This is a genomic window from Arthrobacter sp. Y3225209, assembly GCF_059090685.1.
In genome coordinates this window covers 78,583-102,038 of sequence record NZ_JBNHFW010000010.1, presented here as the reverse complement: position 1 = coordinate 102,038, position 23,456 = coordinate 78,583, and the positions used below count along the sequence as shown (strand labels likewise).

Genomic DNA, 23,456 nt, shown 5'->3' with positions numbered 1-23,456 from the left:
GGCGGCGGAAGCAGCGCGGACGCCGGAACCCCGGGAAACCCCGCCCCGGGCGGCGGGGGACAGGCGGCTGGCGCACGCCCCTCCAGGCGTGAGGTCTGGATGGCCATTGCCCCGTACCTGATCATCATTGCCGTCTTCTCCCTCGCCCAGATTCCGGTCATCAAGACCTGGCTGACAAGCATCGGCAGCACTACCTTCCACTGGCCGGGCCTGGATGTCACCGGCGCCAACGGCAAACCGGTGGCGGCCCAGACCCTGCGCTTTGACCACCTCCGTGCCACCGGCACGCTGCTGCTGTTCTCCGGCATCATCACCATGTTCCTGTACCGGATTGCACCCCGCAGCGGAGTCCGCGTCTACGGCGAAACCCTGAAACAGCTGCGCTGGACCATCCTGACGGTCTGCGCCGTGCTGGCGCTGTCCTTTGTAATGAACCTGTCCGGGCAGACCACCACACTCGGGGTTGCCCTGGCCTCCGCCGGCGGCTTTTTTGCGCTGCTCTCACCGCTTCTGGGCTGGATCGGTGTGGCGCTGACCGGTTCCGACACTTCCTCGAACTCCCTCTTCGGTGCCCTGCAGGTGGCGGCAGCCAATGAGACCGGGCTCTCGCCCACACTGATGGCTGCGGCGAACTCGTCAGCCGGCGTGATGGGCAAGATGCTCTCGCTGCAGAACCTCGCCATCGCCTCCGCCGCCGTCGGGCTGGAAGGGGCGGAAGGGACGCTGCTGCGCAAACTCATTGGCTGGAGCTTGGGACTGCTGGCGTTTATTACCGTCCTGATCTGGCTGCAGTCCACCTCGATTCTCGGCTGGATGGTGCCCTGAGCGCCTCCGCCTGCCCAGTAAGCCCCGATCCCTAAGGAGAGATCCCGTGAGCACGCATTCCCTTGACCCGGAACTTGGTGACGCCGTCGCCGCCCCCGGCAGCACCGTCCTGGCCGGTTTCCCGTCGGTGTCCGTTCTGGAAGAGGACCGGCAGCGGGTCAGCACCGACCGTTCCGGCTTTGTCCCCGAAACGCTGCCGGACGGAGTGGTTGCGGCCCGGTCCGTGGAGGATGTTGTAGACACCCTCCGCCTGGCCAGCCTGCACCGGATCCCGGTGGTTCCGCGCGGTGCAGGTACCGGCCTGGCGGCGGCATCCTCCTCCCGGGCAGGTGAACTGGTGCTGGACGTTTCCGGCATGAACCGGATCCTGCGCATCGATCCGGAGGAACAGCTGGCCGTGGTGGAGCCCGGTGTCCTGAACGCGGACCTCAACGCTGCCGCCGCGGAGTACGGACTTTTCTATGCGCCGGATCCGGCCAGCACCGCCATCTGCAGCATCGGCGGGAACATCGCCACGAACGCCGGGGGCATGCGCTGCGCCAAATACGGGGTGACCCGTGAATCCGTGCTGGCCCTGCGGGTGATCCTGGCGGACGGGCGGGAGCTGCGCACCGGGCGGGAAACCATCAAGGGTGTCAGCGGCTATGACCTGAACGCCCTGATGATTGGCTCCGAGGGAACGCTTGGCGTTGTGGTTGAGGCGACCCTGCGACTGCGCCCGCAGCCGGTGCACACAGCCACCGTGGCGGCGTTTTTCCCGGATGTCACCGCCGCTGCCCGCGCGGCGTCCGCCGTCGTCGCGGCGCGGATCCAGCCCTCGGTGATGGAACTGATGGACGGACCCACGCTGGAAGCCGTGGACATGGCCATGGGCACCGACTACCGCGCCAAGGGCGGAGCGTTCCTGCTGGTGCAGACCGACGGGTACGGGGCTTTCCTGGAACAGGATGTGGTGATGGATGTGGTCTCGCCGCTGGGAAGCTGCGAAAAAGCAGTCGATGACGAACATGCCGCGGCGCTAATGACGGCCCGCCGCGAAGCCATCCCGTCCCTGGAGAAACTGGGCCGGGTCTCCATTGGGGATATTGGTGTGCCGCGCGGACGGCTGGCCGAAGTGGTGTCCGGACTGGAGGATATTTCCGCCCGGACCGGAGTGCGGATCTTCACCATTGCGCACGCTTCGGACGGCAACCTGCACCCCATGATCGTGATGGATCCCGAGGACTCGGTAACCACCGGCCCGGCCAAGGTTGCGCTGGGGGAGATGTTCCACCTGGCCAAGCGGCTGGGTGGAACCCTCACCGGGGAGCACGGGATCGGGCTGCTCAAGCGGGACTGGTTGGAGGAGGAAGTGGGGGCGGTTCCCCTGGAGGTCATGAACACCATCCGGACCGCGTTGGATCCGCTGGGCATCCTCAACCCCGGAAAGGGTCTCTGACCCGGCGCCCCCGGCGCGCATTCTGCGGGCCGGGGGCGCCCGCCCGGCACCGCGGTATGGCGTCTGCGGGCCGGAGCTGCCTACTCTGTGGGGCACCGTTCACGCCCCGTGAGGAGAAGCCATGAACCGTCTGCCCCTGGTCACCGTTGCCGACAAACTCGAAAACGCCTCATGGTTGGACGCGGCCGCCACCTGGGTGGCCCGGACCGTCAGGACACTGCTGCCCACGGAAGCCAAGGACATACTGCACGGGGTGCCGCTGGGACATCCGCTGCACCCGCTGCTGATAGTGGTGCCGCTGGGGTCCTGGGTGTCCGCCGCGGCCCTTGACCTGCTGCCCGGAACGGAACCAGCGGCGAAAACCCTGGTGGGACTCGGGGTCCTTTCCGCGGTACCCACGGCGCTTACCGGGGTGACTGATTTTTCCGAACTCGATACTGAACAGCAACGGGTCGGCATTGTCCATCAGGGCGCCAACGCCGCCGCCGTCGTACTCTATGCCGCGTCCTGGCTGGCACGCGCCCGCGGTGACCACGGCCTCGGGAAAGGGCTGGCCTTCGCCGGACTTGCGACGGCGGGAGCCGGCGGATTCCTGGGCGGCCACCTGTCCTACCGGCAGGGAGCCGGCGTCAACCGCAACGAGGACCTCCCCGAGCAGGTGCCGGCCGGATGGCATGCCCTGGGTCCGGTGGATTCCTTTGCCTCCGGGACCCCGCAGCGGGCGAGCCTGGGCGAGGTGGACCTGCTGGTGCTCCGGCGCACCGACGGTCCGGCGGATGGGGCCGTGTCCGTCCTCGCAGACACCTGCAGCCATTTGGGCGGGCCGTTGCATGAAGGGGAACTGCGGCGGGAAAAAGGCGGGCTGTGCATCGTCTGCCCCTGGCATGCCAGCACGTTCTCCATGGATTCCGGTGAGGTGGTGCACGGGCCGTCCACCGCCCCGCAACCGCGTTTTGCCACCCGGGTCCGGGACGGGATCCTCGAGGTCAGTCTGACCGCATAGCCGGTCCATTCAACAGCAAGCGGAAGGAAGCCCGTATGCGCACCACCACACTGGGAACCCAAGGTCCGGAGGTCGGCGTCATCGGCCTGGGCTGCATGGGCATGAGCTACGCCTATGACATGGACACCGCACGGGATGCGGAAACCTCCGTGTCGGTGATCCGCGGGGCCATTGAACTTGGCGCCACCCTGATCGATACGGCGGATGTGTACGGGCCGTATACCAATGAGGAACTGGTCGGCCGGGCCTTGCAGGACGGCTACCGGGAACGGGCCGTCCTCTCCACCAAAGTGGGGTTGGAAGTCAGCACTGCGGCACCGGCGGCAGGGACCATGCCGGGGCTGGTCAAGAACGGCAGTCCGGAACACATTCGCGCCTCCATTGATGCCAGCCTGCGCCGGCTGGGCACGGACCACGTGGACCTCTACATCCTGCACCGTGTGGATCCGGACGTACCGCTGGAGGACTCCTGGGCGGCCATGGCGCAGACAGTCCGTGACGGCAAAGCCCGCGCCATCGGCATTTCCGAGGCTGATGTGGCGCAGATTGAGCTGGCACAGTCGGTGCATCCGGTGACGGCAGTGCAGTCCGAACTGTCCCTGTGGACCCGTGACCGGTTGTCCGACGTCGTGCCCTACTGCGAGGAACGCGGCCTGGCGTTCCTGCCGTTCTCCCCGCTGGGCCGCGGTTTCCTCACGGGACGGTTCACGTCCTTTGACCAGCTGCCGGCCGATGACATGCGGCGCCGGCTGCCGCGCTTCCAGCAGGAGAACCTGAAGGCCAACCTGGCCATTGTGCAGCGGGTCCGGGAGGTTGCCGAACGGGTCGGGGCCACACCGGCCCAGGTGGCGCTCGCCTGGGTGGTCGCCCAGGGGCGGCGCGTCATTCCCATTCCCGGGACCAAAACGCCGAAGTACCTGCGGGAGAACGTTGCTGCCGGGGACTTGATGCTCAGCGGTGAGGATCTGGCACTCCTGGACGGTGCGCCCCGGCCGGAAGGCGGACGGTACTAGCCTGGCGCTTCGGGCGGTGCCAGCCGCACCTCCTCCAGATCCAGCTGGAACTGGAGCTCGCGCAGCACGGTGTCATCGATCCGGTGCTCGTTCCGCAGCCGGATCACGGTGGCCCGTTTTTGCCCCAGCAGCGCCAGGCGCAACCGGCGGTACTGCTCCTGGTTCGCGACGGCCGGATCGGTTCCGGCATCACCGCGCCCGCGTGCCCGCAGCACGCGCAGATGCTGCTGGTACTCGCGCCGCAGGACCGCCACCACGTCCCGGTCGATGCCGAGGTGTGCAGCCGTCCGCGGCATGGCGGCCAGTGCCTCCGAGGAGGCCACCGTTTCGGCCAGTTTCCGTTCGCTGCGGTACAGGTGGGCATCCGTCGGCAGGCCTGCCCAGCGCACTACCGCCGGCAGCAGGGGTCCCTGGACCACCAGGGTCAGGACAATCACGCCGGTGGCCACGAAAATGATGAAGCCGCGGTCCGGGAAGGGCGCCCCGGATGCCAGGACCGTAGGTGTGGCAAGCACGGCCGCCAGAGAGACGGCGCCGCGGAAACCGGCCAGCGCGCTGACCACATTGGCCCGTGCGCCCAGTTCCGGCCGCGGCGCCAGCGGTCCCCGGTAGGTCGTCCGCAGTGCCGAGGTCATCAGGAACAGGAACGCCAGCCGCACCCCTACCAGCACTGCGGCCACCACCACCATGGCGAGCAGGCCGCGCAGCAGCTCACCCACACCGGAGATGCCCCGGATACTGGCCTGCAGTTCCATGCCGACCAGCACAAAGAGCGCGCCGTTGAGCATAAACGTGGACAGTGACCAGAAGGACTCGAGGCTGCGCCGGGTGGCGGCTGGAACCAGTCCCGGCCCGGACTGGCTGATGCCAAGCCCCGCGGTCACGACGGCGAGCACGCCGGAGGCACCGATCAGTTCCGCCAGGACAAACGCGGTAAACGGAGTCAGGATGGACACCACGGAACCCGGCAGGGCGTCCCGAACCCGCCGCCGGACCTTGATGCCCGCCCAGACGGTCAGGACACCGGCAGCAATTCCCCCGGCATAGGCCAGCAGGAACATTCCGGAAATCTCCAGTCCGTCCAGCGGTTCCGCGCCTACCGTGAGGGACACCGCCACCCCGTAGACCACCAGGGCGGTACCGTCATTAATCAGTGATTCGGCCCGCAGCAGGGTCACGTTCCGGTGCGGCAGCACCCGTGCCAGCGCGCCCACGGCAGTAGCGTCCGTCGGGGCGATCGCGGCACCGAGCACCCAGGCGGGACCCCACGGCAGGCCCAGTGCGTGGACGACGACGGCGACGGCGGCGGCGGTGGCTGCCACGAGTGCGGTGCTCATCAGCACAATTCCGCGTTGGTAGCGGCGAATGTCCCGCAGCGGCGTCGTCAGGCTTTCCCAATAGAGCAGGGCGGGCAGGAAAAGGAACAGGACTGCCTCCGGTGGCAGCTGAACTGCCCGCAGGGCCGGGAAGAACCCCAGCAGGATCCCGGCCACCAGCAGCAGAATGGGGGCCGGCGTCCGCAGCCGGTCCGCCCACAGGTTGCAGGCCAGGACACAGATGCCCAGGATCAGGACCAGTTCGGGCCCAAACATGTGCAGTACGGTCTAATCTGCCGTCAGTGCCGGAACGGAGTTCAGTGGTCCTCCTCGGGATGCTCCCGTTGCCGGGAAATGGCTGCACTTTAAATGGAACAGGACCATGCTCCGCTTGGGGAGGGTTTGGCGGAATCCTCGGCCTTCCGGCATCGTTTGCACCCAGTGCAACCGTGCACGTAGTGTAGAAACGTGTTCACCAACGCTACCCCTGACCGCCGCCAGGCGCTCAAGGACCGCCACCGGCAGGCCATTGTGACTGCTGCTGCCGCGCTGATGCACGAACGCCAGACCACGGATTTCACCGTCGATGAACTGGCGCAGCGCGCCGATGTTTCCCGCCGCACGGTGTTCAACCATTTTGGGTCCGTGCGTGACATAGTCTCCGAGGTCTGCAGCGGCGTCCTCAGCACTGCGGTGGAGAGCCTGACCGCCGTGCCGCAGGCCGGTGATGACCGTCCGGGCATGTTTGAGGAGATTGCCGAGGCATTCCGCACCGCGGACCTGGTGGCGCCCATGGCCTACCTGACCCGCCTGCTCGGTCCGGCGCTGCCCGCGTCCCCGGAGGCGCAGGCCCATCCCATCGCCCTGCGTGCCTTTACCGAATTGAACGAACGGTTCTCGGCATCCATGCTCAGCCGCTATCCGGAAGCGGACGGACTCAGCGTGGACCTGCTCATCGGTTCCCTGACCAGTGGGCTGGGCGTGCTCTACCACCACTGGCACTGTGCCACCGGTGCCGTGGACACGCCTGAATCCCGGCAGGTCTGGGCCGAGCTGCTGGACACACTCCTTGAAAAGGTACGCAGCGGCCACGCCGCGGACCCTTCATCCCCCAGATCACTCCACCCGTAGTTCCCCACCCCTCCCATAAAAGGACAGACCCTCAAAATGGCTGAATTCCTCTACCGCCTCGGTGCCGCGGCTGCCCGCCGCGCGAAAACCGTGCTGGCGGCATGGATCGGAGTGCTTGTGGCTGCCGGAGCGGCGTTTTTGCTCTTCGGCGGCACGCTTGCCACCGGCTTCTCCATCCCTGACACCCCCACCACACAGGTCACCAACCACCTGCAGGAAAAACTCCCCGAGGCTTCCGGCGGCTCCGGCTCCGTGGTGGTCCAGACCGAGGACGGCTCCGCCTTCACCGAGGAGCAGAAGCAGGACATCTCCGCGCTGATCGCTGATGCCTCGGAGATCGACGGCGTGGAAACCGTGGTTGACCCGTTCGCCACCGAGGCGGACCGCGCCGCGCAGGCGCAGCAGCTTCAGGACGGCCAGGCCCAGGTTGATGCCGGCCGCCTCCAGATCGAGCAGGGACGCGCCCAGCTCGAGGACGGCCAGGCCCAGCTTGACGCCGCCCGGCAGCAGGCTGAAGCAGCCGGCGCCCCGGCCGAAATGATGGCACAGCTGGACGCCCAGCAGGCCACCCTGGATGCCAGCCGTGCCGAGCTGGACGCCAAGAGCGCCGAGCTTGAAGCTGGCGCCGCCCAGGCTGAACAGGGTGCTGAACTGCTGGAGATGGCCGCCGACATCCGCACCGTGTCCGAGGACGGCAGTGCGGCAGTGGTCAACGTTGTCTTCAGCGAGACCCAGATGGAGGTGGAGCAGGAAACCAAGGACGCGCTGGTCGCAGCCTTTGAGGATGAGCCTATCGACGGGGTCAAGGTGGACTTCTCCGCCGAAGTTTCCGCAGGGGTCCCCAGCATCCTGGGAGTCGGCGAGGTAGTCGGCCTGGCGGTCGCCGCCGTCGTGCTGGTGGTTATGCTGGGAACCTTCATCGGTGCCGGGCTGCCGCTGGTCACCGCGATCATCGGTGTGGGCATTGGTGCCGCCGGTGCGCTGGCCTTCTCCGGCGTCGTCGAAATGGCCTCCGTTACCCCCATCCTCGGCGTGATGCTCGGCCTGGCCGTGGGCATTGACTATGCCCTGTTCATCGTCAACCGGCACCGCCGCCAGCTCAAGGCCGGCTACAGCCTGTCCGAATCCATTGCCCTGGCCAACGGAACCTCCGGCAACGCCGTGGTGTTCGCCGGCACCACAGTGTTCATTGCCCTGTTGGCGCTGAACATTACCGGCATTCCCTTCCTGGGCCTGATGGGCACCGTGGGTGCGGCCTGCGTCGCCATTGCGGTCCTGGTGGCCACCACCCTGACACCGGCACTGCTCAAGCTGGCCGGCATGAAGATCCTCAGCCGCAAGGAGCGCGCGGCACGGGAAAAGGACCACGGTGCCTCGGCCTCGGCCGGCAAGCCGGAAACCATTCCGGTAAAGCAGATGTCCACGGTGCGCGCTGCGCTCACCGTAGTGCTCTCGATCGCTGGCCTGCTGGTCATCGCCATCCCGGCCCTGGACCTGCGCACCAACCTTCCCGACGGTTCCTCCGAAGCCCACGACACCACCCAGTACCGGGCCTACGAAGCCGTTTCGCAGAAGTTCGGCGAAGGCCAGAACGGTTCGCTGCTGGTGGTCGCGGACCTGCCCGGCAACCCGGACGAGGAAGAAATGCTGGTGGCGCAGGGCGAGGTTGCCCGTAGCCTCTTCGACCAGGACAACGTGGCGGCCGTGGCTCCCATCGGCTCCTCCGAAGACCGCACCGTCACTGCCTTCCAGGTGATCCCGGAGGAGGGACCGACCAGCGAATCCACCCAGGAACTGGTGCACACCCTGCGGGACCTGTCTCCGCTCGAGACCGAAAACGGTGACGTGAAGCTGGGCGTGGCCGGAACCGCCAGCGGCAACATCGACATCTCCGAGAAGCTCTCCGAAGCGCTGCCGATCTACCTGGGCGTAGTGGTGGGACTGTCCCTGCTGATCCTGATCCTGGTCTTCCGGTCCATCTTTGTTCCGGTGATCGCGACGCTGGGCTTCATCCTGTCCTACTTCGCGGCCATCGGCGGCGTGGTGGCCATCTACCAGTGGGGCTGGCTGGCCGGCGTGTTCGGCGTGGAGACGCCGGGCCCGGTACTGAACTTCCTGCCGACCATCCTGGTGGGCATCCTGTTCGGCCTGGCCATGGACTACATGCTCTTCCTGGGCTCAGGCATGCGCGAAGCCTTCGTTCACGGTTCCCCGGCCCGGGTGGCCGTGATGCAGGGCTTCCGCGCCGGCCGTTCAGTGGTCACGGCGGCCGCGATCATCATGGTCTCCGTGTTCGGCGGCTTCATCTTCTCGCACAGCACCATGATCCGGCCCATTGGCTTCGCCCTGGCCTTCGGTGTGCTGGTGGACGCGTTTGTGGTGCGGATGCTGCTGATCCCGGCGCTGATGCACCTGGCCGGCGACAAGGCCTGGTGGCTGCCGAAGTGGCTGGATAAGATCCTGCCGGACGTCGACGTTGAGGGGGCTTCCCTGGAACGTGCCCACCCGCACGCCGACGAGCAGCCGGCGTCGGACGGCGTCGAAACCCCCGTGCGCAGCTAGTCTGACCGGATAGCCACAACGGCAGGTGCCGCTCCCGAACGGGGAGCGGCACCTGCCGTTTCCGTTTGGATGGAGCGGAAGCATGGCGGGGCAGCTCCGGGCATTGGGTCTAGCCGAACGCAGCTAAGGGCCCTAGGCTTCCGGCCATGGCTATTGCACGCAACCCCACCACTGTCCTTGACTGCCCCGACGCGGTTGCCCTCGCCACGTTCTACGGTGCCCTGCTCGACTGGAAGGTGAACCTGCATGAGGATGACCCGGACGGCGACTGGACGGACATCGCCGACGACGCCACCGGCCAGCGCTACTGCTTCCAGCAGGTGGAGAACTACACCCCGCCGGTTTGGCCCGAACAGGATATTCCGCAGCAGATGCACATTGACGTGGACGTTGATGACCTGGATGAGGGAGAAGCCGCCGTGCTGCTGCTGGGTGCCACCAAGCACGCGTATCAGCCGGGGGAAAGCTTCCGGGTCTTCCTGGATCCGGCCGGGCACCCGTTCTGCCTCTGCCAGGGCTAACCGGCGATTCTTGGCCCACTTCGAACTTCTACGTCCGTTTTAAGCTTTTTCGCCCGGTTTAAACCGGACGAAAACGTGCAAACCGGCCGTAGATTCTTCAGGGGCGTTCAGCGTGTCCGAACCGGTGACTGGCCGGAGTCCGGCAGGGTCCAGTGTACGGGTCACCTGGAACGGGGGCTGGTTAATGCCCGGGCTGCAGTGCCCCGCCTGCCGGTGCGGCATCCTCCAGCCCGGCACTGTGCGCGGCCAGGCGGGCATACGGGCCGTCCCCGGCCCGCAGCTCGGCCGGGGCGCCGCGCTCCACGATCCGGCCGGCGTCGAGCACTACCACCTGGTCCGCGTTCTCCACGGTGGAGAGCCGGTGCGCAATGGTCAGTGTGGTCCGCCCGGCAGCGAGCCGCTCCAGTGCGGCCTGAACCTGCGCTTCGGTGGTGTTGTCCAGCGCCGAGGTGGCCTCGTCCAGCACCAGCACCGGAGGATTGCGCAGGATGGTGCGGGCAATCGCCAGGCGCTGCTGCTCGCCGCCGGAGAAGCGGTGGCCGCGTGCACCCACCAGGGTGTCCAGGCCCTCGGGCAGGGCACCCACGGTATCGGCCATCCGGGCGGCGGCCAGGGCGGACCACAGCTGCTCATCGGTGGCGTCGGGATCGGCCAGGAGCAGGTTCTCCCGCACCGAGGCGTGGATCAGATAGGTCTCCTGGGAAACGACGCCGACAATCCGGGCCAGGTCCCCGGGCGCTATCTCACGTACGTCCACACCGTCAATGAGCACCGTGCCGGCGGTAGCGTCGTTGAGCCGCGGCAGCAGCGAGGCGAGGGTGCTCTTGCCGGAGCCGGTGGATCCGACGACGGCGGTGGATGTCCCGGCCGGAAGCGTCAGGTCGATGCCGTGCAGGACCTCCGCGCCGTCGTCGTACGCGAAGCGCACCCCCTCGAACCGGACCTCACCGCGCACCGTGGCGGGATCCAGCCGGACAGGCTTCGCGGCAGGCCGGATCCCCGGGACCAGGTCCAGATATTCAAAGATCCGGCTGAAGAACGCCAGGGCCGTCACCCACTGCACACCGATGTTCAGCAGGCCCATCACCGGACGGAAGATGGCTCCCTGCAGGCCGGTGAAGGCGACCAGGGTGCCGATGGTCATGCCGCCGCTGGTGGCCGGGAAGCCTGCGGCCAGGTAAATGACTGCGGGAATCGCGGCGAAGACAATCTGCATGGTGGCCATCCGCCAGCGCCCGGCCAGCTGGCTGCGCAGTTCCAAGCCCACGAGCTTGTCGGAGCGGTCGCGGAACCGGGCGGCATCGCGGGGGACGGTGCCGAGCGTCTTGGCCAGCCGGACACCGGAGACGGAGAGGCCTTCCTCCACCTGGGTGTGCAGGGCGGCCAGTTCACGCTGGCGTTCGTCGGTGACCTCGCGGCGGATTTTCGCCACGCGCCGGGACAGCCAGATGGCCGGCGGCAGCACTACCAGTGAGATCAGGCTCAGCCCGGGGGAGAGGGCCACCATCGCCACCGCGGTGGCCACCGCCGTCGTGAGGTTGGAAGCAACACCGGTGGCGGTGGAGGTGACCACGGACTGCATGCCGGAGATGTCGTGCGTGAGCCGGGACTGCACTTCACCGCCGCGGGTGCGGGTGAAGAAGCCCAGCGACTGCGCCTGCAGATGGGTAAAGAGATCCACACGCAGGGTGTGCATCACCCGCTGGCCCATCCGGGTGGCCAGCCAGGTCTGCACCACGCCGATTACGGCGGTCACGGCAGCCACCAGCACCATGGCGGAGGTGAGGAGCGCGAGCAGCCGCAGGTCCTGCCGCGGCAGTGCGGAGTCGATCACGCCGCGGACCAGGAACGGCTGGGCCAGGTTCACCACGGAGGAAGCACTGATGAGCAGCACGACGACGGCGATGGTGCCCTTGTGCGGGGAAAAAAGCGCGGCGATGCGGCGCAGGGAGACGGGATGCTGTTTCAGCTGCTTTTTGTCGGCCGGGTTGAGTTTGGCGGGGCCGCGGCCGCCTGGTGCGCCGGAGCTGCGTCCGCCGCTTGGACCGCCGGCAGGGCGGTCGGTGTCGATTCCGGGTAGAGTCACGGGTCCTCCTTTGCTGCCTTGATGGTCTGCGGCAGCTATTGCAGAGGTTACCTCACTATGTGGTTACCACGAAATGGGTAGACTGAAGCCATGACCGATGTCTCTGCCGATCCGGCCGCCCTGGGCGAAATGATGCACGCTGCGTTCCGCGGGCTGCGGAAGCGCTGGATGCTCCAGCTGGCGCCGTTCGAACTGACCCCGCACCAGTTCCGCGCACTCAACGCCGTGGGCCGTGCCGCCGAATCCGGGCGCGGCGGCGGGGATAGCGCAGGGCAGGGCATGCGGCTGAAGGAACTGGCAGAGCGTCTGCACATAGCCCCGCGGTCCGCTACGGAGGTGGTCGATCTGCTCGCCGCCAAGGGCCTGGTGGAACGCCGGGCCCATCCCGAGGACCGGCGTGCCACGCTGCTGGCGCTGACCCCGGCGGGGGAGGAACTGCGGGAAAAGGTGCTGGCCGACCGCAAGCGGGAAGCGGATGAGTTCTTCTCGGTACTGGAGCCGGGGGACCGGGCCGAGCTGGCTCGAATTCTGGGGGAGCTGGTTCACTAGGGCCAAATACTGAGGGATGTTTCAGGCGAGTGGACATCCTTCCATCAGGGCCTGAGCAAAGGGGGACGGTTGACTATGGGGCTTCCCGGAAGCGGATTTCGTCCACAAACGGGCGGACTGTCGGGTAGTCCGACTGTATACGTTCTATCCATGTCCAACGCAGAGTACTAAAGGCGGCGGACATCACGGAAGTTGCGGCTGCAGCAATCCAGCCAATCATTGCAAGAATAATGTCCATTCTTCGGGTGAATTCAAAGAATCCGTATACGAGAATCATGTTGTATAACATGACCAGCATAACTGGACCCAGGTTAATTAGGAGCCACGTCGTCGTAACTTCAATAGGGTCACTGAATTTGTGGGATCGAGCCAGGAAAACGCCTAATCCAGTAGCCCCAGCAATGGCAGCGTTTATAGCGGCTAACAGGCCAGCGCTGTCGAGAGGGGGCTTGCCGTCGCGAAGGTCGATGAATTGAATAACGAGTATCGACGCTGTGAGCAGCAACATTGCAAAGATCATGAAGAATAAGACTCCACGAGCGACCCACTTTTCCTTGGCAGGTATATCCCTGGCGTTGCTTCCTCGCCAAACGCATATAGCACTTCGGCCAATACCGTTGGCCTTCAAATCTTTCTTCACCGCTTTGCGGAGCTCGCGGGAGTATACGAGGGGTTTGGGCGCTTCAAAAGGCTCTGCATAGTCCTTTCCCAAAATTGTGTATTTTCCTAGGTGGTATCCCGGGCGTGTCGGATGTACGTCGACATCGACGTGTACTACAGTTCGTTTGCGCAATTCTTGTCCTCGAATAACCGTGCAATGGGTGGTGTTGCGCCGTAGCTTTAGTTAAGCTCGTGCGGTTATTCTCTATCGGCATTGATTTGAACAGTGTAAGAGGAATTACGCTAAGAATTAGTCGGACTTTAGCTGGCTATCCGAAGCGAAGGAAACGCTTGAGTTCCGTGGAAAACAGCGGCCGGCAACCCGAAGGTTGCCGGCCGCCGGATTATCCGAACTCAGTCCCGCTCGTTGAGCTTGTTCAGCAGCTCCGAGAGCCGCTCCACCTCGTCGGGATGCCAGGTTTCCAGCCGGTCCCGCAGACGGGAGCGCTTGGCTGAGTGGGCGGTCTCGAACCGGGCCCGGCCCTCCGGCGTCAGGTCCAGGAGCTGGGCCCGTCCGTCGGACGGATCAGCCCGGCGACACACCAGCCCGAGGGCCTCCAGCTGGGAGACGGTCCGGCTCAGCAGTGCCTTATCCACCTGCAGGGCTTCCGCCACGGCGCCCTGCTGGCATTCGGTGCCCTGATACAGGGTCATCAGGACAGTGAAGCCCAACGGCTGCAGCGAAGGGTGCACGGCCAGGGCGGATTCCTTGAAGGTGCGCCGCGCAGCCGCCAGCATGTGCGCGAACTGACGCTCCACCTCCTCGATCGAGGACTTCGCAGCGGCCTCCCCGGGAGCCGGCGCCGTCATGCTAGTTCCCCCGCTTTCCGGCCGGAAGGTCCGGATTCTGTCCGGCGGCTGCCTCGGCGTCGGAAGCTATGCGGGCGGCGGTGTCGCCCGGAGTTTCCTCCGGTGTTTCAAGGGCGGGCGCACCGTTGACTGCAGTGGCGGCGGCTTTGGCGGATTCTTCAGCCTGCATTTTCTCGTGGCGCGTCATGCTGCCCAGTTCCAGGTTCGGCAGGAACAGCACGGCGAGCAGGGTCAGCACGCCCAGCGGGGCGGCGATCATAAAGATGTGCGCCACCGACGAGCCGTAAACCGATTCCACAATCACGCGCACCGATTCAGGCAGGGCGCTGACCGCAGGAATGCTGCCGGAGGCCAGGGATGCGGCAATATCCTTGCCCTGGTCGCCGAGGGCGGCAATGGCGCCCATCAGCTCGCCCTGCTTTTGTGCCATCCGGTCGGTGACCTGGGTGGCCAGCACGGCGCCGAGTGCGGAGACGCCGATGGTGCCGCCGATGGTGCGGAAGAAGTTGATGCCGGAGCTGGCCACGCCGAGGTCGCGGGTGGGCACATCGTTCTGCACCACCAGGACCAGGTTCTGCATGACCATGCCGACGCCGGCGCCAAGCAGGAACATGTAGAGCGAAACCAGCCAGAAGTTGGTGTCGTATTCAATGGTGCCCATCAGCACCAGAGCCACGGTGAGGATGACCGACCCGGAAACCACGTAGGCCTTCCACTTGCCGGTCTTGGTGATCATCTTGCCCACAATGGTGGAGACGACCAGCAGTCCGCCCATCATCGGAATGGTCATGATGCCGGACATTGTTGCCGAAGCGCCGCGGGCCAGCTGCATGTACTGGGACAGGAACACGGAGGTGCCGAACATGGCCACGCCGACGGCGAGGGAACCGATCACCGAGAAGGTGAAGGTGCGGTTGCGGAACAGCGTGAGCGGAATCAGCGGCTCGGAGGACTTCAGCTCGACGGCCACGAAGGCGGCCAGGCCCACGAGGGAGCCGCCGACCATCCAGGCGGTGGCGGCACTTGCCCAGCCAAAGTCGGTGCCGACCAGGGAGACCCAGATCAGCAGCACGGACACCGATGCCGCGAGCAGCACAATGCCGGCGTAGTCGATGGTGACCTTGCGCTTCTTCAATGCGGGAAGGTGCAGGGTCTTCTGGATCATGAACAGCGCGACGGCGGCCAGCGGCACCGCGATGTAGAAGTTCCAGCGCCAGTTGGCGAAGTCAGTGATAACGCCGCCGATCAGCGGCCCGCCCACGGTGGAAAGGGCCATCACCGCGCCGAACAGGCCCATGTAGCGGCCGCGTTCACGCGGGGAGATGATGTCCGCCATGATGATCTGCGTCAGTGCGCCGAGTCCGCCGGCACCGATGCCCTGGATCACGCGCATGGCAATCAGCCAGTCGGTGTTCTGCGCGAAACCGGCTGCTGCACTGGCCACGATGAAGATGATCAGTGCCAGCTGCACCAGGACCTTGCGGTTGAGCAGATCCGCGAGCTTGCCCCAGACCGGGGTGGAAACCGCAGTGGCCAGCAGGGTGGCGGTGACCACCCAGGTGAAGGCTGCCTGGTCGCCGTCGAGGTCGGAAATGATCACCGGCAGTGAGGTGCTGACCACGGTGCTGGCCAGCATCGAGACGAACATGCCCAGCAGCAGGCCGGTCAGGGCCTGGAGGACTTCACGGTGTTTGCGCTTGGCCGCGGCTTCGGCCTCGGCGCGGGCATCCTGCAGGGCAGGGGAGACGGACATGCATACTCCAAAGTGGTTGACTCAGGTCAAAGGTTGATTTAAGTCAACTATAGTGCCCGGCAATGCTGCAGGGTGCTCGCTTAGCGGTGGTTGTGAGGGATCTAACGGGCGGTTGTTGGCGACGTCGTCGGCTGCCGGCTCGTTTAGGCGCATCGGGTGGCGGCCGGGAAGTGGAGCCCCGCCACGAAGCCGGGCAGACTGGGATCCAGAGTAGTCCTGCGTTCAGAGGGGTCCCCATGGCTAAGCCCGTCCACGGTGCAACCACCGTTCCGCCCGATCCCCGTGGCCCGGAGCCGCGGGTTCGATTCTCGCGGGAGGGGCTCCGCGCCTCCTTATGGTTTTGGCCCAGCTGTGCCTCGCTTGCAGCGCTCGTGGTGTCCCTGCTGCTAATGCAGGTCCGCCCTGGGGATGACGCTGCCTGGGCGCAGTGGATCTGGCCCGCCGGCGTCGAAGCCGCGTCCAGTCTGCTGCAGACTGTGGCCACCAGTGTGATGACCGCGGCCACTGTGACGTTCTCGCTCACTGTGGTGGCCCTGCAGCTGGCCTCACAACAGTTCTCTCCGCGGTTGCTGCGTGAGTTTGCCCGGGATGTGCGCACCCAGGCGGTCCTGGGTGTACTGCTCGGCACATTCCTGGTCAGTATCACCGGGCTGCACGGGATGGATCCGGGCCGGCCGGTGCCGGTGCTGGTGGTCGGTCTGGTCTACGTGCTGGGCATAGCCTCCGGGATTGTGCTGCTGCTGTTCATTGGGCATATTGCCCGCTCGCTGCGCGTGGACACCATGATGCGCAACGCGCACCAAGGTTGCCTGACGGTCCTGCGGGAAACCTATCCGCTGTCCGAAACGGGTGAGGTGCAGGAATTTGAGCAGCCCGAGGGCGGAACGCTGGTGTCCGTGGGGCGCAGCGGCATTGTGCAGGCCGTGGAGTGGAAACCGCTGATGACGGTATTGCAGCAGCACCGGTTGAGCATGGGGGTGATGGTTCAGCCGGGTGACCATGTCACGTTCGGGTCACCGGTGGCGCGGGTGTGGGCCGACGACGGCGGGGAGGTGCCGCTGCCGGCGGTGCGCAAGGCGCTGGCGGAGGCCTTGGAGATTGGTTATGAGCGGACGCCGGAGCAGGATGCGGCTCTCGGGCTGCGGCAGCTGACCGATATTGCGGTGAAAGCCATTTCTCCCAGCATCAACGATCCCATTACTGCAGCCCATGCCGCCGGTTATTGCGCGGATCTGCTGGTGGATCTGCAGCGCCGCAGGCTGGGCGCTGAAGCGCACCGTGATGCCGAGGGGGTGCAGCGGCTGGTCACGGAGGGCCGGGACTACCGGTACTTCCTGGACCTGGTCTGCGGTCCGGTGCGCCGCTATGCCCAGTCGGAGCCGATTGTGCTGACGGCGGTGCTGCGCCTGCTGCGGGACTGCGCCGCCACGGCCGTCAACGACGGGCAGCGGGAGGAAATCCGCCGGCAGAATTCGCTGGTGCTGGAGACTGTCCGCGGCGAAATGGTGGTGGCTGATGAGGAGGAGATCCGCGATATGGGCCGTCGGGTCGAGGAGGCCCTAGCCGGAGACCTTGACGCTGCCTTCACTGACCGGGCCGGAGAAACCCGGTCAGTGTGAAGCGCAGGCAAACTGTGCCGCAGGATGTTCCCAAAATGGCGGGAGCATCCCGAACCGATCCATTTCCGGGGCTGAAGATCGTTCGGCGCGCCCAAGATCCCACGCAGTGTGGCTGGAGTTTCGGATGGGGAAACATCTGCACCACCTGCACCAGAGCGTGGGAAAATCTGTTCCACGGAAGGCAACAGCGCATCCAATCTGCAAAATTTTCAGACTAGCTGCCGAAACCAGTAAATCTTGCGGACTCGATCCAACCGCTGAGCACAAAAGGACCGGCCGTGGCAAGCGCCCCGGCCGGTCCTTTTCCCTGTTGCTGCTCCGGCTCAGCGGAGTCCCAGCAGCTCCTGGGCCAGGACGAAGATGCCCATGACCAGGACAAAGATGCCGAAACCGCGCCGCAGGGCAGCTTCCGGGATGCGTCCGGCCAGCCGGGCGCCGATGAGCGAGCCCAGGATGGCGGCGACGGTGACAGCTGCGATCAGGGGCCAATTTAGGGACACCGTGGTCAGGTATCCGCCAAGGCCTGCGAAGGACTTCATGGCAATGACCACCAGCGAGGTGCCCACGGCCACCGGCATGGACAGTCCGCCCAGCAGTGCGAGGGCGGGCACCACCAGGAAGCCGCCGCCGGCACCCACGAGGCCGGTGACCAGGCCGACGACCAGGCCCTCGATGATCACCTTGCCGACGCGGAGTTCACCGTCACCTGCCGCCTTCACGGTTTTGCGTCCGCGGATCATGGCTGCAGAGGTGGCCACCATCATCAGGGCAAAGGCGATCATCAGGATGGTGCCGGGGATCCTGCCGCCCAGCAGTCCGCCGCCAAAGGCGCCCACCATGCCGGCCGCGCCGAAGATCAGACCGGTACGCCATTTCACCCGGCCCTTGCGGGCGTGCCCGATGGCACTGACTGCCGAGGTTAGGCCTACTACGAACAGGGAGGAGGCGATCGCTTCACGCGGGCTGAGGCCGGCAACGTAGGTCAGGATGGGGACGGTCAGGATGGAACCGCCGCCGCCGAGCAGGCCGAGCGAAAGGCCGATCAATACGGAGAGCAGCAGGGTTGCCGCGAGGGCGAGGGTCATGGTGGGTCCTAGGGTTGAAGCGGCGGCGGGCAGCGGCCGTCCGCACAAAGCGGTGGCCGCTGCGGCGGGGCTAGCGGGAAGCGGGCAGCTGCCCGATGGCGGACTGTGCGGTGGGCTCGGCGGCAGTCTTGTTCCACGGCATCTTGGCCAGGACCTGGCCCATGGCACAGGTATTGGTTGCGGCCGAGAAGGCCAGCCCGGCACCGATCCCTCCGGCAAGGAAGCGGACCTTGGGGGAAACGAACCGGCCCCCGGCAAGCCCGGCAACAACGAGCGTGCCTGCCGCCATGCGGACCTGGCGTTCCAGCGACCAGCGCCGGGCGCCGCGGACAACCTCGCCGCCGGCGGCGGCAAAGGCGGGTACACCGCCCTTGAGGACCATTGCGCGCTCGACGCCGGCGCCTGCCAGGTGCCCGCGTGCCTGTTCGGCACGGACTCCGGATTGGCAGACGAGCACTACGCTGCCCCCGAGGCGCTCGGCCAGTGTGCCGGTGTGCTCGGAGAGCAGGGGAAGGGGCACATTGTAGGAACCGCGGATGTGCAGGGACTCAAATTCGGCAGCGGAGCGGACATCGATGATGACAAGATCCTTGGTCTCACCGGATAGCTCCAGAAGTGCTGCGGCGTCGAGTTCGGATACGGCGGGAAGTGCGGAGGCCATGTGGTCTCATTTCTTATGGTTGTGTTGCTGTTGTGGTGCTTTGGATTGATGCGGTTTGGGGTGCCCGCCACTGCTGTCCGGTAAACCCCCGGGGGTATACTGGAGCAAGAAATCTACCGAGGAGTGTCCATGCAGCTCGATAACACTGAACTTGCCCCCGTCGTCAACCGGCTCAAGCGCGCGCAGGGCCAGCTGGCCGCCGTCACCCGGATGCTCGAGGAAGGCCGGGACTGCAAGGACATCGTCACGCAGCTCGCCGCCGTCTCGAAGGCCCTGGATAAGGCCGGATTCGCGATTATTGCTGCCGGGCTGGAACAGTGCCTGACCAGTGAGGATGGCTCCATGGACAAGAAGGATCTGGAAAAACTCTTCCTCTCCCTGGCCTGACGGGCGCGGGGAAGGGGGTGCTTCGCAATGTGGAGCACCCCCTTTCTTGTGCTCCGGGTTAGGCCGGCGGCGCGGCCTTCCACTGCGACCAGCCTGCGTAGCTGCCTTCAAGCTCAACGACGTCGAAGCCGGCGCGGCGCAGGGCGCTCGCGGCCACGGAGTTGCGCACCCCGCTCTGGCAGTAGGTCACGATGGTGCCGTCTGCTGGCAGCTGATCCCGGTTCCACAGCACCCGGCCGGCACTGAGCTGGTCTGACCCGGGGATATGTCCGTCCGCGTGTTCGGTCTTGTTGCGGACGTCCAGCACCAGGGCGGCGTCGAAGTTCTCCAGTTCCTCCGGGCTGATCCGCCGCGGCGTGGTGGTCGGCAGTCCGTCCAGGCTGCTGGTGTAGCCGGCCACGCGGTCAATGCCCACGCGGACCAGGTGGTCCCACATTTCCCGCGCGGCGGCGCCGTCCTCGGCCAGCAGCACCAGCGGGCGGTCATCCGTTTCCGGATCCACTGCCCAGGCGCCGAAGCTGGCGGTTTTTTTGCCTGCGGGGATATTCACTGAACCGGTGACGGTTCGCTCATGCACTGCAGTGTGCGGCCGGGTGTCTACGAAGGTGATGCTGTCCTGCGCGAGCCGGCTGGCGACGTCGTCGGACGCGAGCTCTTCGAGTTCAGGGCGCTCGCCCATAACGTCCGGACCCTGGCGGTTTTCACGCTTCATCCGGCCAAAGTAGGCGTGGGCGTCCGGCTGGCCGTTGAGCAGCTCATCCGCAAAACCCTGCTCATCGCCGGCTGCAACATACGGTCCCCACCAGGCATACAGCCGTTCGTAGCCCACTGTGGTGGACGGGAGCGCGCCCAGGGCCTTGCCGCAGGCGCTGCCGGAGCCGTGGCCGGGGTAGACCTGGACATGGTCCGGCAGGGTCACGAACTTCTCCTGCAGGCTGCGGAAAATCTGCCGAGCACCCTCGAAGCGGGTGTCGACGCCGCCGGCGGCCTCATCCAGCAGGTCCGGACGGCCCAGGTCGCCGGAGAACACGAAGTCGCCGGAGAGCAGGTAGCCGGGGTCCTTGCTGAAGGCGCCGTCGGTGACCAGGAAGGACAGGTGTTCCGGGGTGTGGCCGGGGGTGTGCACTGCCTTCAGCGTGATGTTGCCAATGCTGATGGCATCGCCGTCATGGAGGCGCTCCGCCGCGAAGCGGTACTGCCAGTCCTCTCCGCCTTCGCCGGAAACGTACATTTCGGCGCCGGTGGCGGCAGCCAGTTCCCGCGTGCCGGAGAGGTAATCGGCGTGGATATGGGTTTCCGTCACTGCCACGATGCGCATGCCGTTGGCGGCAGCAAGTTCCAAATAGGTGTCGATGTCCCGGCGGGCGTCAACGACGACAGCTTCGCCCTTGCGCTGGCAGCCGATGAAATAGCTCGCCTGGGCCAGGTCCTCGTCATAGATGCGTTCGAGCAGCATGTTGTCTCCTTTGGTTGCCGTTGGACACCCCCGGGGGTATCCGATCCGCTCCCACGCTAATACCCAAGGGGGTATAGCTGCAACTTGCCGGACGTGGCTTTGCATACCCTAGGGGGTATCTGTCAGGATGGTCGAACCAAGACTTTTCCATCGATCCGAAACGGAGTTCGAACAATGTGCAGGGCAGCTACATGCAGGAAGTGCGGAAAGACCACCTGGGCAGGATGCGGCAACCACGTGGACCAGGTGATGCGTAATGTGCCCAAGGGTGAGCGCTGCACCTGCAGCGCAAATGCAGGCAAGACGGCTGTAGGTGCCCAGCCTTCCGGCGGCAGCAGCTGGCTCGGAAAGCTGTTCGGCCGCAAGTAGGTGCCTGCGCCTCCGGGACACGCAGGCACGGCCGTGGCAGGCTGTGCCCATGGAAACCAGCACCGGAATTCCGCCGTGGCCCGCGGCTGAACCCTCCAGTGGCAGCATCCGGCTCCGTCCGTTCCGGGACGAGGACGCCGGCATGGCCATGGACCTTGCCCAGGACACCTACATCCCCACGGTGGGCAGCCTGCCGGCACGGGCAACCCATGAACAGGCACTGGACTGGCTCGAACGCCAGCGGTATATGCATGTCCGGGGAACCGGGTACTCCTTCGCCATTGCCGACGCCGCCACGGACCGGGCCATCGGCCAGATGGGCCTGTGGGGCTGGGAACTGCAGCAGGGCCGCACCCAGGCCGGCTATGCAGTGGTGCCGGGTGAGCGGGGTGCAGGTGTCGCCGCCCAGGCACTCACCGCGCTGCTGGCATTTACCTGGAGCATCCCGGAGGTGCACCGCGTGGAGCTGTATATCGAACCATGGAACACCGCGTCCTTCCGCAGTGCAGAACATGCCGGTTTTGAGCGGGAGGGGCTGCTGCGCAGCTACATGGAAATCTCCGGGCAGCGCCGGGACATGCTAATTTATTCGGCAATACGGAACGGCGAAACGCCCGCCTAGCCGCGGCGGGACTCTACCGGGACCAGGCCCAACGCGGCGCATCCCATGGTGAGTCCGTCGAGGCCGAAGGCATCCAGGGGGCCGGCCACACCGGGGGTGAGATCCTGACGGTCGCGCAGCTGCTCGGCTCCCCAGGCGATCAGCTCACCGGTCAGGGTGTAGACGTTCGGGCCGGTGAGCTGCACGGCGGCCAGCAGGTTTCCGTCTGTGCCCGTCACCGTGGCTACCACCTGGGTGCGTGTTTTTGCCCGCTGGCTGCTGTCCGGCCCGCCCGGTTTTCCGAGCATCGGCGCGGTAAGTCTCTCCAGCAGGCGGCGGCCCCGGGCGGAGCGGGCCATCGTGTGGGAGGCGGCGGACATCAGGCTTATTGCCCGGCTGAGGTCGGCAAACCAGCCGTTGTACACCGACACGGCGTCCAGCTGCGGGAAGGCCTTTGGCAGGAAAAGAACCTCCGTGCCCGGCACAAGGAATCCCGCCTTGCGGTTACGGCGCGCCCCGCTCACCGGGAAATCGTGGACCTCAGCCGCTGCCCGCTCTTCGACCAGGCGGCCGTTGGCAAAACGCACGGCGGGCAGGAACAATCCGTCGCGCATGGTGGCCCGGGTGCCCTGGCTGAGCCCCGGGTTTAGCGCGCCGGCAGTGAAATAGCCGACGTCGAGCTTTCGCCCGGCATCTCCGGCCTGCTGCGCCGCCATGGCGCCGGCCAGGATGCCCGGCACATAGTCATAACCGAAGGCCGGCAGCAGCACGGCACCGGTGTCCTGCGCCTGCCGGTGGAACCGCTCCTGCAGTGTGCGGACAAACCCCACCTCACCGGTGGTGTCGATGTACCGGGCGCCGGCCCGCACGGCTGCTTCGGCCACCGGCAGGCCGACGCGTTCGAACGGTCCCGCGGTGGTAATCAGCACGTCACCCGGATCCAACAGGCGGCGGACGCTGGCCGGGTCGGTCGCGTCTGCCGCAGCGAACTCCAGCCCGCCGTGTTCCTCAGCCAGTCCGGCCAGCGCATCAGTATTGCGTCCGGCCAGGACGGGCCGCAGACCACGCCGGAACAGTGCCCCCAGGACCAGCCCGCCGGTATATCCGGTGGCGCCGAGCAGGACAATGCGGCCGCTCATTTTGTCTCCTCCGGTTCGGGTTCGTATCCGATCAGCCAGTGCAGTCCGTATTGGTCGATGACCTGCCCGTCCGATGCCCCCCACGGCTTGGGTCCGAGCGGATCCACGATCCGCCCGTTGGCGGCGAGGAGGTCAAACCACTCGTGCAGACGCGCCGGCTCAGCGGTGCCGAGGAGCGAGAGCATCATGCCCTCCATCCGGACACTGGTCCCGGGCAGATCCGCATCCGCCCCGGCCAGTGAAACGACGCCGTCCAGCACCCCGTGCGCAATGGCGTCCGGCGCTCCTCCGCTGCCGAACTCCGCGTTGGTGTGCAGGGACAGCTCACCGCCGAAGATCCGGGCGTAAAACGTGAGGGCTTCGCGGGCAGTTGCCGGGAACAGGACATAGACCAGGGGCGCCGTCATGGCGGACAGCATACATACCTGAACCCGCCGCAGCGCCAGTGCCCGTTGACTCTCCGGCGGCACCG

General features: G+C 66.2%; 22 protein-coding genes. 12 read left to right on the top strand and 10 right to left on the bottom strand.

Going from position 1 to position 23,456, the window contains the following annotated elements:
- The 4 genes from AC5RVB_RS07870 to AC5RVB_RS07855 form a co-directional block, all read left to right on the top strand.
- Window positions 1-825: L-lactate permease (locus AC5RVB_RS07870; RefSeq protein WP_494142410.1), on the top strand; the 825-nt coding region annotated here is incomplete at its 5' end.
- Between the two features lie 46 nt (window positions 826-871).
- Window positions 872-2,263: an FAD-binding oxidoreductase gene (locus tag AC5RVB_RS07865; RefSeq protein WP_227928278.1), complete on the top strand. Its 1,392-nt coding sequence runs from the start codon at window positions 872-874 to the stop codon at window positions 2,261-2,263.
- A gap of 121 nt (window positions 2,264-2,384) precedes the next feature.
- A complete protein-coding gene (locus AC5RVB_RS07860; RefSeq protein ID WP_494142409.1) occupies window positions 2,385-3,266 on the top strand; it encodes a Rieske (2Fe-2S) protein in 882 nt (293 codons plus the stop codon).
- 35 nt (window positions 3,267-3,301) lie between these two features.
- Complete coding sequence (locus AC5RVB_RS07855; RefSeq protein WP_227902959.1) at window positions 3,302-4,279, top strand: aldo/keto reductase; 978 nt, start codon at window positions 3,302-3,304, stop codon at window positions 4,277-4,279.
- Here AC5RVB_RS07855 and AC5RVB_RS07850 read toward each other — a convergent pair.
- Entirely contained in the window at window positions 4,276-5,871 is a 1,596-nt protein-coding gene (locus AC5RVB_RS07850) for a Na+/H+ antiporter (protein ID WP_227928283.1), read from the bottom strand. The two genes, AC5RVB_RS07855 and AC5RVB_RS07850, sit on opposite strands and share 4 nt — an antisense overlap.
- Window positions 5,872-6,063: 192 nt before the next feature.
- On the opposite strand from AC5RVB_RS07850, the gene AC5RVB_RS07845 reads away from it, so the two are divergent.
- The 3 genes from AC5RVB_RS07845 to AC5RVB_RS07835 all read left to right on the top strand — a co-directional run bounded on the left by AC5RVB_RS07845 (window position 6,064) and on the right by AC5RVB_RS07835 (window position 9,809).
- Window positions 6,064-6,726 carry a TetR/AcrR family transcriptional regulator gene (locus tag AC5RVB_RS07845; RefSeq protein ID WP_227902957.1) on the top strand — a complete coding sequence of 221 codons (663 nt, stop codon included), beginning with the start codon at window positions 6,064-6,066 and terminating at the stop codon, window positions 6,724-6,726.
- A 36-nt stretch (window positions 6,727-6,762) separates the two neighbouring features.
- Window positions 6,763-9,288 (top strand): MMPL family transporter, encoded by a 2,526-nt coding sequence (locus AC5RVB_RS07840; protein WP_494142408.1) that lies wholly within the window; start codon window positions 6,763-6,765, stop codon window positions 9,286-9,288.
- A 146-nt stretch (window positions 9,289-9,434) separates the two neighbouring features.
- Window positions 9,435-9,809: a VOC family protein gene (locus AC5RVB_RS07835; protein WP_290243666.1), complete on the top strand. Its 375-nt coding sequence runs from the start codon at window positions 9,435-9,437 to the stop codon at window positions 9,807-9,809.
- A 181-nt stretch (window positions 9,810-9,990) separates the two neighbouring features.
- On the opposite strand, the gene AC5RVB_RS07830 is transcribed toward AC5RVB_RS07835, so the two are convergent.
- Window positions 9,991-11,895: an ABC transporter ATP-binding protein gene (locus AC5RVB_RS07830; RefSeq protein ID WP_494142407.1), complete on the bottom strand. Its 1,905-nt coding sequence runs from the start codon at window positions 11,893-11,895 to the stop codon at window positions 9,991-9,993.
- 90 nt (window positions 11,896-11,985) lie between these two features.
- Between AC5RVB_RS07830 and AC5RVB_RS07825 the strand changes: the two genes are divergently transcribed.
- Window positions 11,986-12,444, top strand: a complete 459-nt coding sequence (locus AC5RVB_RS07825; protein ID WP_494142406.1) for a MarR family winged helix-turn-helix transcriptional regulator — start codon at window positions 11,986-11,988, stop codon at window positions 12,442-12,444.
- Between the two features lie 73 nt (window positions 12,445-12,517).
- On the opposite strand, the gene AC5RVB_RS07820 is transcribed toward AC5RVB_RS07825, so the two are convergent.
- The 3 genes from AC5RVB_RS07820 to AC5RVB_RS07810 all read right to left on the bottom strand — a co-directional run bounded on the left by AC5RVB_RS07820 (window position 12,518) and on the right by AC5RVB_RS07810 (window position 15,667).
- Window positions 12,518-13,156 carry a hypothetical protein gene (locus AC5RVB_RS07820; protein WP_494142405.1) on the bottom strand — a complete coding sequence of 213 codons (639 nt, stop codon included), beginning with the start codon at window positions 13,154-13,156 and terminating at the stop codon, window positions 12,518-12,520.
- Window positions 13,157-13,458: 302 nt separating this feature from the next.
- Window positions 13,459-13,914 (bottom strand): MarR family winged helix-turn-helix transcriptional regulator, encoded by a 456-nt coding sequence (locus tag AC5RVB_RS07815; protein ID WP_494142404.1) that lies wholly within the window; start codon window positions 13,912-13,914, stop codon window positions 13,459-13,461.
- Window position 13,915: 1 nt separating this feature from the next.
- Window positions 13,916-15,667 (bottom strand): MDR family MFS transporter, encoded by a 1,752-nt coding sequence (locus tag AC5RVB_RS07810; protein ID WP_494142403.1) that lies wholly within the window; start codon window positions 15,665-15,667, stop codon window positions 13,916-13,918.
- Between the two features lie 62 nt (window positions 15,668-15,729).
- On the opposite strand from AC5RVB_RS07810, the gene AC5RVB_RS07805 reads away from it, so the two are divergent.
- On the top strand, window positions 15,730-17,286 hold the full coding sequence (locus AC5RVB_RS07805) for a DUF2254 domain-containing protein (RefSeq protein WP_494142402.1): 1,557 nt from the start codon (window positions 15,730-15,732) through the stop codon (window positions 17,284-17,286).
- Between the two features lie 323 nt (window positions 17,287-17,609).
- Here the strand turns inward: AC5RVB_RS07805 and AC5RVB_RS07800 are convergent, their stop codons facing one another.
- Together AC5RVB_RS07800 and AC5RVB_RS07795 are read right to left on the bottom strand one after the other, a co-directional pair.
- Window positions 17,610-18,371, bottom strand: a complete 762-nt coding sequence (locus tag AC5RVB_RS07800) for a sulfite exporter TauE/SafE family protein (RefSeq protein ID WP_494142401.1) — start codon at window positions 18,369-18,371, stop codon at window positions 17,610-17,612.
- A 70-nt stretch (window positions 18,372-18,441) separates the two neighbouring features.
- Window positions 18,442-19,032, bottom strand: coding sequence for a rhodanese-like domain-containing protein (locus tag AC5RVB_RS07795; RefSeq protein ID WP_494142400.1), 591 nt, complete (start codon window positions 19,030-19,032; stop codon window positions 18,442-18,444).
- Window positions 19,033-19,161: 129 nt separating this feature from the next.
- Between AC5RVB_RS07795 and AC5RVB_RS07790 the strand changes: the two genes are divergently transcribed.
- The gene (locus AC5RVB_RS07790; RefSeq protein ID WP_227902944.1) at window positions 19,162-19,419 is read left to right on the top strand and encodes a metal-sensitive transcriptional regulator; all 258 of its coding nucleotides are present in this window, start codon (window positions 19,162-19,164) and stop codon (window positions 19,417-19,419) included.
- Between the two features lie 58 nt (window positions 19,420-19,477).
- On the opposite strand, the gene AC5RVB_RS07785 is transcribed toward AC5RVB_RS07790, so the two are convergent.
- Window positions 19,478-20,875, bottom strand: a complete 1,398-nt coding sequence (locus AC5RVB_RS07785) for an MBL fold metallo-hydrolase (RefSeq protein ID WP_494142399.1) — start codon at window positions 20,873-20,875, stop codon at window positions 19,478-19,480.
- 174 nt (window positions 20,876-21,049) lie between these two features.
- Between AC5RVB_RS07785 and AC5RVB_RS07780 the strand changes: the two genes are divergently transcribed.
- Window positions 21,050-21,244, top strand: a complete 195-nt coding sequence (locus AC5RVB_RS07780) for a DUF8730 family Cys-rich protein (protein ID WP_227902942.1) — start codon at window positions 21,050-21,052, stop codon at window positions 21,242-21,244.
- A 49-nt stretch (window positions 21,245-21,293) separates the two neighbouring features.
- Window positions 21,294-21,866 carry a GNAT family N-acetyltransferase gene (locus AC5RVB_RS07775; protein ID WP_494142398.1) on the top strand — a complete coding sequence of 191 codons (573 nt, stop codon included), beginning with the start codon at window positions 21,294-21,296 and terminating at the stop codon, window positions 21,864-21,866.
- Here AC5RVB_RS07775 and AC5RVB_RS07770 read toward each other — a convergent pair.
- Complete coding sequence (locus AC5RVB_RS07770; protein ID WP_494142397.1) at window positions 21,863-22,984, bottom strand: saccharopine dehydrogenase family protein; 1,122 nt, start codon at window positions 22,982-22,984, stop codon at window positions 21,863-21,865. The genes AC5RVB_RS07775 and AC5RVB_RS07770 overlap by 4 nt on opposite strands.
- Window positions 22,981-23,391 carry a VOC family protein gene (locus AC5RVB_RS07765; RefSeq protein ID WP_227902939.1) on the bottom strand — a complete coding sequence of 137 codons (411 nt, stop codon included), beginning with the start codon at window positions 23,389-23,391 and terminating at the stop codon, window positions 22,981-22,983. Before AC5RVB_RS07765 ends, AC5RVB_RS07770 begins: the two co-directional genes overlap by 4 nt.
- Between the last annotated feature and the right edge of the window lie 65 nt (window positions 23,392-23,456).

Coding starts and splice junctions, on each gene's coding strand:
- AC5RVB_RS07775 (WP_494142398.1), top strand. CDS start 21,294: ATGGAAACCAGCACCGGAATTCCGCCGTGGCCCGCGGCTGAACCCTCC.
- AC5RVB_RS07770 (WP_494142397.1), bottom strand. CDS start 22,984: ATGAGCGGCCGCATTGTCCTGCTCGGCGCCACCGGATATACCGGCGGG.
- AC5RVB_RS07790 (WP_227902944.1), top strand. CDS start 19,162: ATGCAGCTCGATAACACTGAACTTGCCCCCGTCGTCAACCGGCTCAAG.
- AC5RVB_RS07780 (WP_227902942.1), top strand. CDS start 21,050: ATGTGCAGGGCAGCTACATGCAGGAAGTGCGGAAAGACCACCTGGGCA.
- AC5RVB_RS07785 (WP_494142399.1), bottom strand. CDS start 20,875: ATGCTGCTCGAACGCATCTATGACGAGGACCTGGCCCAGGCGAGCTAT.
- AC5RVB_RS07840 (WP_494142408.1), top strand. CDS start 6,763: ATGGCTGAATTCCTCTACCGCCTCGGTGCCGCGGCTGCCCGCCGCGCG.
- AC5RVB_RS07835 (WP_290243666.1), top strand. CDS start 9,435: ATGGCTATTGCACGCAACCCCACCACTGTCCTTGACTGCCCCGACGCG.
- AC5RVB_RS07825 (WP_494142406.1), top strand. CDS start 11,986: ATGACCGATGTCTCTGCCGATCCGGCCGCCCTGGGCGAAATGATGCAC.
- AC5RVB_RS07795 (WP_494142400.1), bottom strand. CDS start 19,032: ATGGCCTCCGCACTTCCCGCCGTATCCGAACTCGACGCCGCAGCACTT.
- AC5RVB_RS07800 (WP_494142401.1), bottom strand. CDS start 18,371: ATGACCCTCGCCCTCGCGGCAACCCTGCTGCTCTCCGTATTGATCGGC.
- AC5RVB_RS07850 (WP_227928283.1), bottom strand. CDS start 5,871: ATGTTTGGGCCCGAACTGGTCCTGATCCTGGGCATCTGTGTCCTGGCC.
- AC5RVB_RS07810 (WP_494142403.1), bottom strand. CDS start 15,667: ATGTCCGTCTCCCCTGCCCTGCAGGATGCCCGCGCCGAGGCCGAAGCC.
- AC5RVB_RS07855 (WP_227902959.1), top strand. CDS start 3,302: ATGCGCACCACCACACTGGGAACCCAAGGTCCGGAGGTCGGCGTCATC.
- AC5RVB_RS07815 (WP_494142404.1), bottom strand. CDS start 13,914: ATGACGGCGCCGGCTCCCGGGGAGGCCGCTGCGAAGTCCTCGATCGAG.
- AC5RVB_RS07765 (WP_227902939.1), bottom strand. CDS start 23,391: ATGACGGCGCCCCTGGTCTATGTCCTGTTCCCGGCAACTGCCCGCGAA.
- AC5RVB_RS07860 (WP_494142409.1), top strand. CDS start 2,385: ATGAACCGTCTGCCCCTGGTCACCGTTGCCGACAAACTCGAAAACGCC.
- AC5RVB_RS07805 (WP_494142402.1), top strand. CDS start 15,730: ATGCTGCAGGGTGCTCGCTTAGCGGTGGTTGTGAGGGATCTAACGGGC.